This is a genomic window from Lysobacter sp. DMC97 (assembly GCF_056313745.1).
This window is the reverse complement of sequence record NZ_JBQUZR010000003.1, coordinates 553,435-567,452: the sequence shown is the minus strand read 5'-3', so window position 1 is coordinate 567,452 and position 14,018 is coordinate 553,435. Positions and strand designations below refer to the sequence as shown.

The following is a 14,018-nucleotide window of genomic DNA, read 5'->3' as shown; positions in this document are numbered from 1 at the left end:
CCTCCGCATCGTGTCGGTATCGATCATGGGGTGCCCTTCCGCGACCGCTCCGCGCGGTCTTCGCGCGGACACGGCGGCAACGATTTGAACGTGAAGCCCGCCGCCTTCCACTCGGGCAGCATCGTCTCCAGCAGGCACAGCGACGCTTCGGCGTCGTCATGCATCAGCAGGATGTCGCCCGGCCGCGGCGGATGCCGGCGCGCGGACGCGATCAGCTCCGCCACCGGACGCCGACTGTAGTCGAGCGTGTCGTACGACCAGTAGGCGATGCGCGTGCCGTGGCGCAGGCAGTCCAGCATCAGGCCGCGCGGCAGCAGTCCGCGCGGCGGGCGGAAATCGTGGCGCGTGCGTCCATCGAAGCGCGCCAGCAGCGCATCGGTGCGGTCGATCTCGGCGCGCTGCGCGGCCGGCGGCTGTGCATCGAAGTGGCGGTGGTGCCACGAATGATTGCCGAGGGCATGGCCTTCGCGCACCAGCCGTTCGACGAGTTGCGGCGACTGCTCGGCGCGATCGCCGATCAGGAAGAAGTCGGCGCGCGCGTCGTGCGCGGCCAGCAGGTCCAGCAGCGGCGGCGTGTGCGTCTCGTTCGGGCCGTCGTCGAAGGTGAGATGCAGCACGCGCCGGCCCGTTTCGCCGCGGGTCAGGACCCAGCGATCGGGCAGCCAGCGCAGCAGCTGGAGTTTCCTGGGTCTCGGATTCACGGCAGGCGTCCTTCGTACAGCGCGTCGTAACGACGCATCATCGCGTCCACCGACGCTTCGCGCAGCGCCCAGTCGCGGCCGGCGCGGCCCATCGCCGCCGCGGCGTCGCCATCGCGCAGCAGCGACGCGATCGCCTCGGCCAGCACGACGTCACTGCCGCCCGTCACCACGCGGCCGTTGACGCCGTCGCGCACGATCTCGCGGTTGCCGCCGACATCGGTCGCGACGATCGGCAAGCCCGCGGCACAGGCTTCGAGCAGCGCCATCGAATAGCCTTCGCTGCGCGAGGACAGCACGAAGATGTCGAAGCCCGGCAACAACGCATCGACGTCGCCGCGATCGCCGAGGAAGCGCACCGCATCGCCGATGCCGAGCGCCGCCGCTTCCGTCGCCAGCGTCTCGCGCAGCGGGCCGTCGCCGACCAGCACCAGCGCGGTGTCCGCCATGCCGCCGTGCACGCGCGCGAAGGCGCGCAGCAGCATCGACTGATCCTTGACCGGATTGAGCCGGCCGACGGTACCGACGATGCGCGTGTCTTCCGACAATCCCAGCGCGGCGCGGAGGGCGGCGCGGTGCGTCGGCGTCGACGCCTCGAAGCGTTCGATGCGGATGCCGTTCGGCACCGCGAGCAGCGCACCGCGCGGGTTCACGCCGTGCGCAGCGAACAGGGCGCGCGCGGCCTCGCAGACCGCGGCCACGGCATCGGTGCGACGCATCGCGCGGCGATACAGCCACTCCAGTCGGCCGCGCGTTTGCGACGCGCCCATGCCGTGCCGGGTGTTCACGATGCGCGACAGCGGCAGCCCGGTCGCGGCGAGCACGGCGTGGTAGTGCGCGTTCGCGTTGTGGGTGTGCAGCACCGCCCCGGGTGCCGCGCGCAGCCAGTGGAGCAGGCGACGCAGGGCGCGCACGTCGAAGCCGCTGCGCTTGCCGCAATCGTGCAGCGGAATGCCCAGCGCCGGCAGCTCCGCGGCCAGCAGGCCGGGACGGTACAGGCAGATCACCTGCGGCCGATGCCCTGCGGCGCGCTGCGCGGCGGCGAGATCGACGACCATGCGTTCGAGGCCGCCGCGCTCCAGCGTCTCGACCACATGGACGATGTCCAGCGTGCCGGGGGCGATGTGCGTACCACTCACGACGGCAGCTCGCAGAGGGTGACGCGGTGCTTGCCGCTGGCGGTGAGCGCGATCCGGTCGACCTGCTCGAACTCGATCGCGATGCTGTCGCCGACCAGCTTGCGCAGTTCCGTGCGGATCGCATCCTCGACGTGCGGGCCGTAATCCGGCTCGGGCACGAGGCGCACGACCAGCGCATCGATCCGGCGCTGCACCACCTGGTACTTGCTGAAGCCGCGGAGGTTCATCAGCGTGTGCACGAAGTATTCGCCGGGCAGCAGGCGGCCGTCGGCGGTGCGCAGCGCGTCGAGCTTGCGGCCGTCGACCTTCGCCAGCTTGGGCAGGCCGCGGCCGCAGGCGCAGGTGGTCTTGCCCGGTGTGCCGAGATCGCCGTTTAGATAGCGCATCAGCGGCATGCCGTCGTTCGACAGGTCGGTGATCACCAGTTCGCGCGGGCCGTCGACGTCGGCGCCGGCATGAGCGCCGACGTATTCGACGTGCAGATGGTCGGTGTTGATGTGCAGACCATCGCGGGCCTCGCATTCGGCGGCGATCAGCATGACCTCGCGGCAGCCGTAGGTGTCGTAGGCCGGCGCACCGAACACGCGCTCGATCGTCTCGCGCTGGTGCGGCAGCAGCGCCTCGGCCGCGCCGAGCACGCGTTTCGGCCGATGCGGCGTACGGCCATGGCGCTCGATCCAGCGCGCCAGTTCGTACAGCGGCCCGACGTAACCGATGATGGTTTCCGGGCGGAAACGGTCGATGACGTCGGCGTACTCCGCCATGCGCCGTTCGTCCATGTCGAAGGCGTTGAGCATCCGCCGGTTGAACGCCGCGTGGTACAGCCGGTCCTTGAACAGCCCGAAGCCGGCCGGCGCCGCCACCGGCGCGCCCCACAGGTAGACCGTGCGCTGGCCGAGGTGCGCGCCGCTCCAGCCATAGCCGCGGTACATCACCGCGACCCGGCGCTCGTAGCTCTCGCGGGTGTAGCCGAAGCGCATCGGCTCGCCGGTGGAACCGCCGGTCGCCTTGAAATACAGGCCGTCGCGGCGCGACGGTGCGATCAGCGATTCGAAATGTTCCCGGATCGTTGCCTTCGTCAGCACCGGCAGGCGCGCGTAGTCGTCGCGATCGCGGATGTCCGCGGCGGCGGTCACGCCCGCGTCGCCCCACCACTGCCGGTAGAACGGCACATGCTCCCAGCAGTGCGCGATCAGGGCCTGCAGCCGTTGCCACTGCAGCGCCTGCAACTCGTCGGGCGAGCGCCACTGGTCACGTTCGTACCGCGCGAGGTGGGCGAACGTGTCGCGCCGACGCAGTCCGGACTCGTAGGCCGGGTACAGCACGCGGCGGAACAGCGGTGCGTACAGACTCATGCGGTGATCTCCATGCGCGCATCGCCCCACGCGAACAGGCGCGCGAGGAAGCGCGGGTGGCCGCGCATCAGCCGCGCGTGCAGTTGCAGCATGTGCGCGATGTCATTGCGCGACCAGCAGCGCAGCGCCAGCGTCCACGGCAGGTAGGTCGCCGCGCACGCCGCGCCCGCCAGCAACGCGGCGAGCGGCGGCAGCCACACCGCCAGCAGCGCCGCCGGCGCGGAGGCGCAGAGGCCGGCCAGCAGGATGCGGCCGAGCCGCGCCCAGTCCGGCGACACGCCGCACTCGCGGATCGCCAGCGTGAAGTTGGCGACGACATTGAACGCCGCGACGACGGCGAAGGCGATCAGCGCGCCGCGCAGGCCGTCGGCGTGGATCAGCCAAGCATCCAGCGCGAGCTTCGACAGCCCGCAGGTCACGATCAGGATCAGCACCAGGCGCTGGCGATCGGCGCTGATCAACAGACTCGTGGCCCCCTGCGCCGTGGCCAGCAGCGCGCTGCCGGCGAGGCAGAGCGCGAACACCGACGCCGCGCTGTCGTAACGCGCGCCGTACAACACGTGGACCAGCGCGCCCGACAGCGCGATGCCGAACGTCGTCAGCGGCGCGGCCAGCAGCGTGAGATAGACCGTCGACGCGGCGAAGCGGCTGCCGGCGACGGCACGGCCCTGGGTCAGCGCGCTGGCCATCATCGGCAGCAGCAGCGCGGCGAACACGCCCGGCACCAGCGTGGCCGCGCCGCTGGCCAGCTGGTAACCGACCTTGAACTGGCCGGCGTCGTGCGCCAGGCCACCGGCGTTGAGGAACATCACCTCGACCTCGCTGGCGACGACGAAGCCGACGGTGACGATCATCGTCGCGTACAGCATCTGCCGGCGGATGCGCGGCACGAGGTCGGCGGGCAGCGCGGGCCGGCCTTCGCCCGGCGGCAGCAGCGCCTGCACCTGCGTCCACGACATCGCGAAGAACACCGCGCCGGACACCAGGAACACGCCGAGCTGCCATTCCACCGGCTTGTCCAGCCACGCCACCAACGCCGCCAGCACCAGATTCAATGGCGCAGCCACCAGCGCGACCCGCGCGTTGATGCGGAAATCCTCCAGCCCCTTGGCCACGCCGATGTTGAACATGTAGCTGGAGCGCAGCGCGATCGAGACCACGAGGAAGCCGAACAGCAGGCGATGGTCGAAGCCCGGCGCGACCTTCGACCCCGCCAGCCACAGCGCCAGCGCGCCGATCGCGAGCACCGCCGCCAGGAACGTGCGCTGCACGCGGCGCAGGTAGGCCACCAGTGGCCGCACCAGCTCCTCGCGCCCGGCGCCGCGCAGTTCGGCCACGAAGCGGATCGCGGTGGTGGCGGTGCCGGAGTTGGTCGCGGCCACGCCCATGCCCACCAGCCAGATCGCGGCCCCGTAGGCGCCGAAGCCCTCGGGCCCGAGATGGCGGGCAATGACTATGGACGTGACCATGCCCAGCACGTACTCGGTGTACATCGCCACCGAGGAGAACATCGTGTTGCGCAGGGTCCGTGCGCGCAGGCTCATTGCATCACCAGCAGGATCTTGACCACGATGTAGAGGCCGATCGCGCTGCATACGCCGACCACCGGCCACAGCAGCAGATCGTCGCCCAGCACGAAGACCGGCAATCCCGGGTCCCCGCGCCGCTGGTCGGTGTATTGCGCCACCACCAGCGCCGACAGCAGGTACAGCACGATCACGTAGCTGCGGCTGAGGAAGAACGACGCGGTGAAGAACCCGACGAGCGACAGCAGCAGGGTCATCGAGATCGCGCGGCCTTCGGCCATGTCGGCCTCGATCGCGTCGAGTTCGGCCAGCGCGCTCTCGGCGTCGCCGTCGGCTGCAGGCGCGGCGTCGCTTTCCCAGGTCAGTTCGCCCAGCGGGCGCGAGCCGGTCCACATCATGCGGAAGCCGTAGATCACGAACGCCAGCCAGATCGTGAAACCGATGATGCCGGTCTCGGCCAGCACCAGCACGAAGGAATTGTGCGCGGTCAGCGGGTTGTAGTCGGTGTACTGGTCGGGGCCGACGCCGAACAGCGGATGCTCGCGGAACATCTGCAGCCCCTCGAACCACGATTCGACGCGGCCCTGCGCCGATTCCTCCTCGGGATCGATCTCGCTGAACCGCGACGGCAGCGCCAGCAGCACGCCGACCGCCATCGCCCCCAGCGCGCCGGCGGTCATCAGGCCACGACGCTGCCAGATGTAAACGCCCATCACCGCCAGCAGCGCGAGCAGCGCGCCGCGCGAATCGGTGAGATACACGCCGTAGACCAGCACGCCCAGCGCGATCGTCCAGAACAGCCGGCGCAGGCCCATCAGGCCGCCGCGACTGCCCAGGTACGCCGCCATCGGCACGCAGGCCACGAACAGCATGCCGAGGTCGTTGGGATCGTTGAAGATGCCGACGTACTGGATGCGCGTGCCCTGCGACAGTTCGATCCCGGTCCAGCTCTGGCCGGTGGTCGCCAGCTCGATGCCGTGCACCGCGAGCACCGCGCCGCAGAAGGCGAACACCGCCATGACCTTCAGGATCCGGCTGCGCCGGTCCAGTCCGTTCGCGAACACCACGTAGGCCAGCACGATCGGCGCGAACTTGCCGAACTGCTCGATCGCGCCGCCGACCCAGCCGTTGAACACGTGCGAGGCCAGCATCGCCATGAAGAAGCAGGCCAGCAGCACGTACTGCGGCGCCTCGAAGCGCTTGTTCGGCGAGAACATCCAGAACCCGGCCGCGATCAGCAGTACCACCGGCTGCAGCGGCAGGGTGGCGTAGTCCGCCAGCGCCGGATAGTCCTGGGGCCGGATCAGCACCAGCAGCAGATACAGCAGCAGCGCGACGAACATGCGCCTACCCCGTCCTGCTGCGCGAGCGGTAGCAGAAGATCTCGGGCAGGGACAGCATCGCCTCGAACCAGGCCGGGTCGGTGGCGCGCTCCACGGGGATGCGCCGCCAGTCGTGGCGCGCGCCGCAGCGCAGCGGCTGCGCGCCGGCGAGGTAACTGCAGCCCACGCCGTAGCCGACCGATCGCGCGGCCTCCAGCACCGCGGTGTCGTAGGCATCGACGCCGCCGACCGGGTACGACACCGCCAGCGGCGCGACGCCGATCCCGCGCTCGATCGCCTGCCGCGAGGCCTCCAGCTCCGCGCGCATCTCCTCGCGCGGCATCTTCGCCAGCATGCGGTGGCGCACGCCGTGCGACCCGATCTCCATGCCGCCCTCGCGCATCTCGCGCAGTTGCGCCCAGGTCATCGGCCGGCAATCGGGATGGCCCGCGGTGTCGGGCATGTCCCAGTCCGCCTGCAGGCGGTCGACCAGTGCCTGCTGCGCCTCCGCCGACAGCCGCTTGAGGCGATCGAGCACGTGCGCCGCCAGCGCCCGCCGCGCCGCCAGCGTTTCCGGCAACCGCAGGTCGAGCCCCAGCTCCGGCGCATGCAGGTGGGCGTCCTGCACGCTGCACAGCATGTGCACCAGCCAGTCGTAGGCGAAGGGACGTCCGGAATCGATGTGGCCGGTGGAGACGAAGAACATCGCCGACAACCCGGCCTCGCGCAGCAGCGGATAGGCGACGCGGTGGTTGTCGTCGTAGCCGTCGTCGAAGCTGATCAGCACCGCGCGGCGCGGCAGCCGGCGGCCACGGTCGAGCCGCGCCAGCAGTTCGTCGAAGCGCATCGGCGAGAACCGCCGGCGGACGATGCGCAGTTGTTCGCGGAAACCTTCCGCGGAAGCGCTGACCAGATCGGGATCGAAGCGGAAATCGTCCGGCACCGCCGTCTCCAGCACGCGATGGTAGGCGAGGATGCGCACATCGCCGCGCAGCGCGCCACGAAGACGCCCTGCCAGCGGCAATGTCCCGATGCGGTGCAGCGCGCGCGCCAGCCGCGGCCTGAGACCGGCCGACGGCTCGCCGCCGTTCTCCGCCTGCACCTGCGCCCCCTGTTCCGGATCCCCCATCACCTCTGCCTTACGTCATTTCCCGTCCCCACCGGCCGCCGTCCACGGCATCCGACCGCGCTTGCAAAGCCCGGCCGGACGCGGTCCACTGCGCGTTTGATCGGCACGGCGGCAACGGGGACGCACGCGCATGGGCGAACAGGACCGCGGTACGCCGCCCGATGCTGCACCGCCGGATTTCGCGGCGATGTACCGAGAACTCGGGCTCGATGCGACCTGCTCGCTCGCCGAACTGCGCCTCGCCCGGCGACGTCGCGTCGCCCGGCTGCACCCCGATCTCGGCGGGACTGCGGAGGATACCGGACGATTGCAGCATTTGAACCGGGCCTACACCGCAGCGGTCGCGTTCCATGCCCGTTTCGGACGCCTGCCGGGCGCACCGGCGCCGGGATTGCGGCTCGTGCGCCCCGCGGCGGAACGCGCCTCGCCGATGGCGGAACCGGCAGCGCCGACCGCCGCCGAAACGCCGACGTGGCGACGCGCGGATGCCGCGGCCGCATCGCATCCCGCGGCCGGATTCGGCAGAATGTCGCGTTATCCGCTGGCGACCATCGCCGTCATGGCGGTGGCGCTCGTCGTCGCGCTGGCCGCTGCCGTGGGGAGCGGTGCGGTCCGGAACGCGATCGGAGACGCCGCCCCGGCCCCGTCCAACTGGCTCGCGACGGGACAGGACAAAGACACGGTGCGCAAGCGCCTGGGGGAACCGCTCGAGATGCATGCGCTGCGCTGGCACTACGGCCCGTCCTGGGTGGATTTCCGCTGCGACCGCGTCGCCGGCTGGCACAGTGCGGCCGAGCGGACGCTGCCGGTGGACGTCGCCGACGTGACGCCGTCGTCCGACGCCGAAGGCCCCTGCGAATGACCGAGCCCGCGCCGCCTGCGCTCGCGGGCCACGGCATCGTGTATTTCGGCAACGACTGGTTCGCCGAGAACCGCACCAGCAGCCACCACGTCGCGACCCGGCTCGCGCAGCGGCTGCCGGTGCTGTACGTCGATTCGCCCGGCATGCGCGCGCCGAACGCCTCCGGCCGCGATCTCAAGCGCGCGGCGCGCAAGCTGCTCGCCGCATTCAGGCGGCCCACGCGCGTCGCCGACGGCCTCTGGCACTGCACGGTGCCGCAACTGCCGTTCCGCCGCCTGCCCGGCGTCGACGCCTTCAATCGCCTGTTCGGCCGCTGGGCGGTGCGCCGCGCGCTGCGCCTCGCCGGCATCCGCAAGCGCATCTCGTGGTTCGTCGTGCCGCATCCGGGCGTGCATGCGGGGCGGCTCGGCGAGGACCTCGTCGTCTACTACTGCATCGACGATTACGCCGCGCATCCGGGCGTCGACGCCGCGCTGATCGCGCAGCGCGACGAGGCCCTGAGCCGTCGCGCCGACCTGCTCTGCGTCGCGCCGCCGGCGCTGCTCGACGCCAAGCGCGCGCTCAACGCGCACACGGTCTTTTCGCCGCACGGCGTCGACGTCGCCCTGTTCGCGCAGGCGCAGGATCCGGCGACGCCGGTGCCCGCGCTGGCGCGCGACCTGCCGCGGCCGGTCGTCGGTTACATCGGCTCGATCCACGAATGGATCGACGTGCCGCTGATCCAGTGGTTAGCGCAGCAGCGCCCGCAGTGGACCTTCCTGCTGGTCGGCCACGCCCACGTGAACGTCGACGACCTGCGCGCGCTGCCGAACGTGCGCCTCGCGGGCGCGCAGCCGTACGCGAGCCTGCCGCAGTGGTCGAAGGCGTTCGACGCCGCGATCATCCCGTACCGCCTGAACCGCCAGGTCGCCAACGCGAATCCGCTGAAGCTGCGCGAATACCTCGCCGCCGGCAAGGCCGTGGTCAGCGTGCGCAATCCCGAGATCGAGAAGTTCGCGCATGTGGTGCGCCTGGTCGACGGTCGCGAACAGTTCCTCGCCGCGCTCGATGCCGCCGTCGCCGACGATGCGCCCGAGGCCGTCGCCGCGCGCATGGCCGCCGTCGCCGACCAGACCTGGGACGCGCGCGTCGACGCCGTCCTCGCCGAAGTCGCCGCGCGGCTTTCCCCGAATCCTCCTTCCGCAGTCCGTTCATGACCCTGTCGTCCACCAGCACGTCCCCGCCCGCCCGTCTCCGCGTCGCCATCATCGGCGCGGGCTACGTCGCCACGCACCATCTCGCCGCGCTGTCGCGGCTGGACTTCGTCGACCTCGTCGGCCTCTGCGACAGCAATCTCGACGCCGCGCAGGCGCTCGCGAAGCGCTTCGGCATCGCGCGCGTCGCCGCCACGCTGGGCGAACTGGCCGATGCGACGCCCAACGTCGTCTACGTGCTCACGCCGCCGGCCTCGCACGCGACGCTGGCGATCCAGGCGATGGACATGGGCTGCCACGTGCTGGTCGAGAAGCCGATGGCCGACAGCGCCGCCGACTGCGAAGCCATGCTCGCGAAGGCCAAGGCCACCGGGCTGACGCTCGGCGTGAACCATTCCGATCTCTTCGACCCGGTGCTGATGCAGGCGCTGGCCACCGTCCGCAGCGGCGCGATCGGCGACGTGCGCTCGGTCGACATCATGCGCAACTCCGACTATCCGCCCTACGCCGGCGGCCCGCTGCCGGGGCTGGTCGCACAGGGTTCGTATGCGTTCCGCGACCTCGGCGTCCATGGCCTGTACACGCTGGAGGCGTTCCTCGGCCCGATCGCGCAGGCCGAGGTGCAGTACCAGTCGCGCGGCGACAACCCCCAGATCGCGTTCGACGAATGGCAGGCGCAGGCGCTGACCGCCACCGGTGTCGGCCGGCTGCTGCTGTCGTGGAACGCGCGGCCGATGGAGAACCGGCTGACCGTGCGCGGCAAGCGCGGCCGGATCGAGGTCGATCGGTTCACCCAGACCTGCCGCGTGCATCGCGAACTGCCGGGGCCGAAGTTCATCGGCATCCTGCTCAACGGCTTCTTCGCCGCGGTGAAGGACAGCGTGCGCATCCCGATGAACGTGCTGCGCTTCGCGACCGGCCGGCTGAAGCCGTCGCCGGGCATCCGCGCCGGCGCGGAAGCGTTCGCGCGCGCCGTGCATCGCGGCGAGGCGCCGCCCTTCCCCGCCGAGGACGGTTTGCGGATCGCGCGCCTGCTCGATCCGCTGTGCGCCGCGCCCGATCGCGAACGCACGCAGCAGCTGGCATCGCGTTACGTCGCGCTGCCGCCGGCCGATGCGCTGGTCACCGGCGCCGCCGGTTTCCTCGGCAAGGCCGTGGTCGCCGCGCTGCGCGAACGCGGCCAGACCGTGCGCGTGCTGGTGCGTCGCCCGGTCGCCGCGTTCCGCGACGACGCCGGCGTGCAGCAGGTCATCGGCGATCTCGGCGATCCGCGGATCGTCGACCACGCCGTCGCCGGCGCGGGCATCGTCTACCACGTCGGCGCGGCGATGCGCGGCGGCCCGCGCGATTTCGAATCCGGCACGGTGTGGGGCACGCGCAACGTGCTCGATGCGTGCCGCAAGCACGGCAGCCCGCGGCTGGTGTACGTGAGTTCGATGAGCGTGTTCGACCACGCCGGTCGCCGCGAAAACGAAACGCTGACCGAGGACTACCGCTTCGAGCCGTACCCGCAATGGCGCGGCGCCTACACCCAGACCAAGCTGACCGCCGAGGACGCGGTGCATCGCGCGATCGTCGACGACGGCCTGCCGGCGGTGATCCTGCGTCCCGGCCAGATCTTCGGCCCCGGCGCGGAGCAGGTCACGCCCAACGGCACCATCGCGCTGGCCGGCCGCTGGGTCGCGATCGGCAGCGGTCGCCGCCCGCTGCCGCTGGTGTATCGCGACGACGTGGTCGACGCGCTGCTGCTCGCTGCCGAAAACCCGAAGGCGCTGGGCCGCACCTTCAACCTCGTCGCCACCGACACCGTCGATCGCACCACCTACCTGCGCCGCTGCCAGGCGAAACTCGGCGCGTCGCTGAAAAAGCTGTGGGTGCCGCAATGGGTGTTCATGTGCCTGGCGATCGGCGTCGAGCTGCTCGGCAAGGTGCTGAAGCGCGACGTTCCGCTGACCCGCTACCGCGTGCGCTCGCTGCGGCCGCTGGCGAATTTCGACGTGTCGGCGGCGCGCGACGTGCTCGGCTGGACGCCGCGCGTGGGCGTGAAGCGCGGACTCGACATCACCTTCGGCGCCGAGAAGCGCTGACGGTCGCCGCATGCGCCTGCTGATCGTCACCTCGCAGTTCCCGATCGCTGGCGAGCCCAACCGCGGCCGGCCGATCCTGCAGACCGTGCGCGCGCTGTCGCGGCTGGCCGACGTGCGCGTGCTCAGCCCGATCGCGACCTATCCGCGCTGGGCGCGGCCGCGCAGTTACCTGTTCCGTGCCGCCGATCCCGCGCACGTCGTGCCCGGGATCGACGTGCAGTACGTCGAATACCCGGCGCTGCCCGCGATCAGCCGGCCGTTCAACGGCGCGCTCTGCGCGCACGCGCTGCACGCGCCGCTGCGCGCATTCGCGCCCGACGTGGTGCTGTCGTACTGGCTGTATCCCGACGCCTACGGCGCGATGCGCGCGGCGCGGCACGCGAATGTGCCGCTGGTCGCCGGTGCGCGCGGCTCGGACCTGCGCGTGCGCGACGCGATCAGCCGCCGGCTGACGGAGCCGGTGGTGCAGTCCGCGCGGCGCCTGCTGGTGGTCAGCGAGGACCTCGGCCGCGTCGCGGTGCGCGATTACGGCGCCGATCCGGCGCGCATCCGCGCGATCCCCAACGGCTGCGATGCCTCGATCTTCCATCCGCAGGATCGCGCCGCCGCGCGCGCCGCGCTGGGGCTGGATGCCGATGCCGAACTGGTGGTCTACGTCGGCCGGCTCGTGCCGGAAAAGGGATTGCGCGAACTGCTCGACGCGACCGCCTCGCTGGCGTCGTCGCGGCCGCGACTGCAGTTCGCGCTGGTCGGCGATGGCCCGATGCGCGCCGAACTCGATGCACGCGTCGCCGCGGCACCGCATCGGCTGCACCTGCCCGGCGCGCAGGACGCGCAGGCCGTCGCGCGCTGGATGGCGGCGGCGGATGTCGTCACGCTGCCGAGCTATTCCGAAGGCCATCCCAACGTGCTGGTCGAGGCGCTGGCGTGCGGCCGGCCGGTGGTGGCGACGCCGGTCGGCGGCATTCCGGAAGTCGTCGACGCCGCGTCGGGCCTGCTGGTGCCGGCACGCGATGCGACGGCGCTCGCGGGCGGGCTGCGCGATGCGCTCGATCGCAGCTGGGACACCGATGCGCTGGCGCGACGCTTCTCGCGCGACTGGGACGCGGTCGCGGCGGACACGCTGCTCGCCTGCGAGGAAGCCCTCGCCGAAGCGCGCCGCTGACCGTGCGCAGGACCCGCGGCGCGATCAGCGCGCGCCGCGTCCGAACAGCACCACTTCGACCGTCTGCAGCATGATCATCAGGTCGAAGATCATGCCGTGGTTCTTCACATAGAACAGGTCGTACTTCAGCTTCTCGTTGGCGTCGCGGACCGACGCGCCGTACGGATAGCGCAGCTGCGCCCAGCCGGTCAGGCCCGGCTTCACCGAATGGCGCACGTCGTAGTAGCGGATTTCCTGCGCCAGCATCTCAACGAACTGCGGGCGCTCCGGGCGCGGGCCGACGAAGCTCATCTCGCCGGTGATGACGAGCAGCAGCTGCGGCAACTCGTCGAGCCGGGTCTTGCGGATGAACTTGCCGACGCGCGTGCTGCGGTCGTCGCCGGGCTGCGCCCAGCGCGCCACGCCGTCGCTCTCGGCGTCCACGCGCATGCTGCGGAACTTCACGATCTCGAAATGGCGGCCGTGTTCGCCCACGCGCACCTGCCGGTAGATCGCCGGCCCCTTCGATTCCAGCTTCACCGCGATCGCCGTCAGCAGCATCGCCGGCCAGGCCACCGCCAGCAGCGCACCGGCGGCCAGCAGGTCGAAGAAGCGCTTGGTCAGCCGTCGCGGCGTGGAGTAGTCGAAGCCGCCGGAGAACACCAGCCACGACGGATCGACCACGTTGAGCTGGACCATGCCGGCCTCGCGCTCGAAGAAGGTCGACAGGTCGGTGATCAGCACGCCCTGCTGCACGCACTTGAGCATCTGTTCCATCGGCATGCCGCCGCGGCGCTCGTCCGGCGCGATGACGATCTCGTCCACGTCCAGCCGGTCGGCCAGCGTGCACAGCGTCTCGTCGGTGTGGATCACGTGCTCGGGATCGACGTGGATCGGCTGGTTCGGCGCCGGCACGAAACCGAGGACGTTGAACGACTGGCGATCGCTCTTCCGGCGCAGCCGGGTGTTGATCAGGTTCGCGTTGTTGCCCGCGCCGTAGATCAGCACACGCTGCTTCAGCATCTGCGCGGCCGACAGCCGCGACACCAGCCAGCGGATCGCCATCACCGCGCACGCGCCGGTCGCCAGCGCGATCGCGAGCACGCCGCGGCCGATGTAGGTGCCCGGCACCACGTAGTAGATCGTCAGCAGCGCCACGCCGCCCAGCACGAACGACAGCGCGATGCGCAGCAGCAGGTCGATCCGCCGGTGGCGGACGTAGCTCTGGTACAGGCCGAAGGTGAACATCGCCCCGGTGACGCACAGCGCGACCAGCAGCGCGCGCGGCGCGATGCCGACGGCAAACGATTGCATCCCCAAGGGATCGCCGTGGAAGCGCAGGCGCGCGGCCATGAGCACCGCCAGCATCAACGCGCAGGTTTCGGTACACCACAGCACGCGGATGGCGTGCTGCTTCCGACTCGATCGAACGGTCTTCAATCCTGTCCCCCTGAAAGACGTGAACGGGGACGGCGGACAGGCGCGCGACGAACGAGTCCCTCCGTCGCGATGGACGGACGGCTTCGATCGTCCCGCACATTCCCCCTGTGCAGACCACCCCCT

General features: G+C 71.0%; 11 protein-coding genes. 4 read left to right on the top strand and 7 right to left on the bottom strand.

Annotated elements, in window-relative coordinates:
• Nucleotides 1-23 precede the first annotated feature (23 nt).
• The 6 genes from ACT53Q_RS08740 to ACT53Q_RS08715 are packed head-to-tail and all read right to left on the bottom strand — an operon-like array spanning nt 24 to nt 7,169.
• Complete coding sequence (locus tag ACT53Q_RS08740) at nt 24-701, bottom strand: polysaccharide deacetylase family protein (RefSeq protein ID WP_476186270.1); 678 nt, start codon at nt 699-701, stop codon at nt 24-26.
• Nucleotides 698-1,837 (bottom strand): glycosyltransferase, encoded by a 1,140-nt coding sequence (locus ACT53Q_RS08735; protein WP_476186269.1) that lies wholly within the window; start codon nt 1,835-1,837, stop codon nt 698-700. Before ACT53Q_RS08735 ends, ACT53Q_RS08740 begins: the two co-directional genes overlap by 4 nt.
• Complete coding sequence (locus ACT53Q_RS08730) at nt 1,834-3,192, bottom strand: phenylacetate--CoA ligase family protein (protein WP_476186268.1); 1,359 nt, start codon at nt 3,190-3,192, stop codon at nt 1,834-1,836. The genes ACT53Q_RS08735 and ACT53Q_RS08730 overlap by 4 nt, the downstream gene beginning before the upstream one ends.
• A complete protein-coding gene (locus tag ACT53Q_RS08725; RefSeq protein WP_476186267.1) occupies nt 3,189-4,736 on the bottom strand; it encodes an oligosaccharide flippase family protein in 1,548 nt (515 codons plus the stop codon). Before ACT53Q_RS08725 ends, ACT53Q_RS08730 begins: the two co-directional genes overlap by 4 nt.
• Nucleotides 4,733-6,061: an O-antigen ligase family protein gene (locus tag ACT53Q_RS08720; protein ID WP_476186266.1), complete on the bottom strand. Its 1,329-nt coding sequence runs from the start codon at nt 6,059-6,061 to the stop codon at nt 4,733-4,735. Before ACT53Q_RS08720 ends, ACT53Q_RS08725 begins: the two co-directional genes overlap by 4 nt.
• 4 nt (nt 6,062-6,065) lie before the next feature.
• Entirely contained in the window at nt 6,066-7,169 is a 1,104-nt protein-coding gene (locus tag ACT53Q_RS08715) for a polysaccharide deacetylase family protein (protein ID WP_476186265.1), read from the bottom strand.
• A gap of 130 nt (nt 7,170-7,299) precedes the next feature.
• Between ACT53Q_RS08715 and ACT53Q_RS08710 the strand changes: the two genes are divergently transcribed.
• From ACT53Q_RS08710 to ACT53Q_RS08695, 4 genes are read left to right on the top strand one after another with little or no spacing between them, the layout of a single operon-like run.
• Nucleotides 7,300-8,031, top strand: coding sequence for a hypothetical protein (locus tag ACT53Q_RS08710; protein ID WP_476186264.1), 732 nt, complete (start codon nt 7,300-7,302; stop codon nt 8,029-8,031).
• Nucleotides 8,028-9,227 (top strand): glycosyltransferase, encoded by a 1,200-nt coding sequence (locus ACT53Q_RS08705; RefSeq protein WP_476186263.1) that lies wholly within the window; start codon nt 8,028-8,030, stop codon nt 9,225-9,227. The genes ACT53Q_RS08710 and ACT53Q_RS08705 overlap by 4 nt, the downstream gene beginning before the upstream one ends.
• On the top strand, nt 9,224-11,311 hold the full coding sequence (locus ACT53Q_RS08700; protein WP_476186262.1) for an NAD-dependent epimerase/dehydratase family protein: 2,088 nt from the start codon (nt 9,224-9,226) through the stop codon (nt 11,309-11,311). The genes ACT53Q_RS08705 and ACT53Q_RS08700 overlap by 4 nt, the downstream gene beginning before the upstream one ends.
• Before the next feature lie 10 nt (nt 11,312-11,321).
• Nucleotides 11,322-12,476 (top strand): glycosyltransferase, encoded by a 1,155-nt coding sequence (locus tag ACT53Q_RS08695; RefSeq protein ID WP_476186261.1) that lies wholly within the window; start codon nt 11,322-11,324, stop codon nt 12,474-12,476.
• A 24-nt stretch (nt 12,477-12,500) separates the two neighbouring features.
• Here the strand turns inward: ACT53Q_RS08695 and ACT53Q_RS08690 are convergent, their stop codons facing one another.
• On the bottom strand, nt 12,501-13,853 hold the full coding sequence (locus ACT53Q_RS08690; protein WP_476186352.1) for a TIGR03013 family XrtA/PEP-CTERM system glycosyltransferase: 1,353 nt from the start codon (nt 13,851-13,853) through the stop codon (nt 12,501-12,503).
• Between the last annotated feature and the right edge of the window lie 165 nt (nt 13,854-14,018).

What these genes read in the sequence shown, in the direction of transcription:
- ACT53Q_RS08700 (WP_476186262.1), top strand. Translation starts at nt 9,224, where the DNA reads ATGACCCTGTCGTCCACCAGCACGTCCCCGCCCGCCCGTCTCCGCGTC.
- ACT53Q_RS08715 (WP_476186265.1), bottom strand. Translation starts at nt 7,169, where the DNA reads ATGGGGGATCCGGAACAGGGGGCGCAGGTGCAGGCGGAGAACGGCGGC.
- ACT53Q_RS08695 (WP_476186261.1), top strand. Translation starts at nt 11,322, where the DNA reads ATGCGCCTGCTGATCGTCACCTCGCAGTTCCCGATCGCTGGCGAGCCC.
- ACT53Q_RS08720 (WP_476186266.1), bottom strand. Translation starts at nt 6,061, where the DNA reads ATGTTCGTCGCGCTGCTGCTGTATCTGCTGCTGGTGCTGATCCGGCCC.
- ACT53Q_RS08710 (WP_476186264.1), top strand. Translation starts at nt 7,300, where the DNA reads ATGGGCGAACAGGACCGCGGTACGCCGCCCGATGCTGCACCGCCGGAT.
- ACT53Q_RS08725 (WP_476186267.1), bottom strand. Translation starts at nt 4,736, where the DNA reads ATGAGCCTGCGCGCACGGACCCTGCGCAACACGATGTTCTCCTCGGTG.
- ACT53Q_RS08705 (WP_476186263.1), top strand. Translation starts at nt 8,028, where the DNA reads ATGACCGAGCCCGCGCCGCCTGCGCTCGCGGGCCACGGCATCGTGTAT.
- ACT53Q_RS08730 (WP_476186268.1), bottom strand. Translation starts at nt 3,192, where the DNA reads ATGAGTCTGTACGCACCGCTGTTCCGCCGCGTGCTGTACCCGGCCTAC.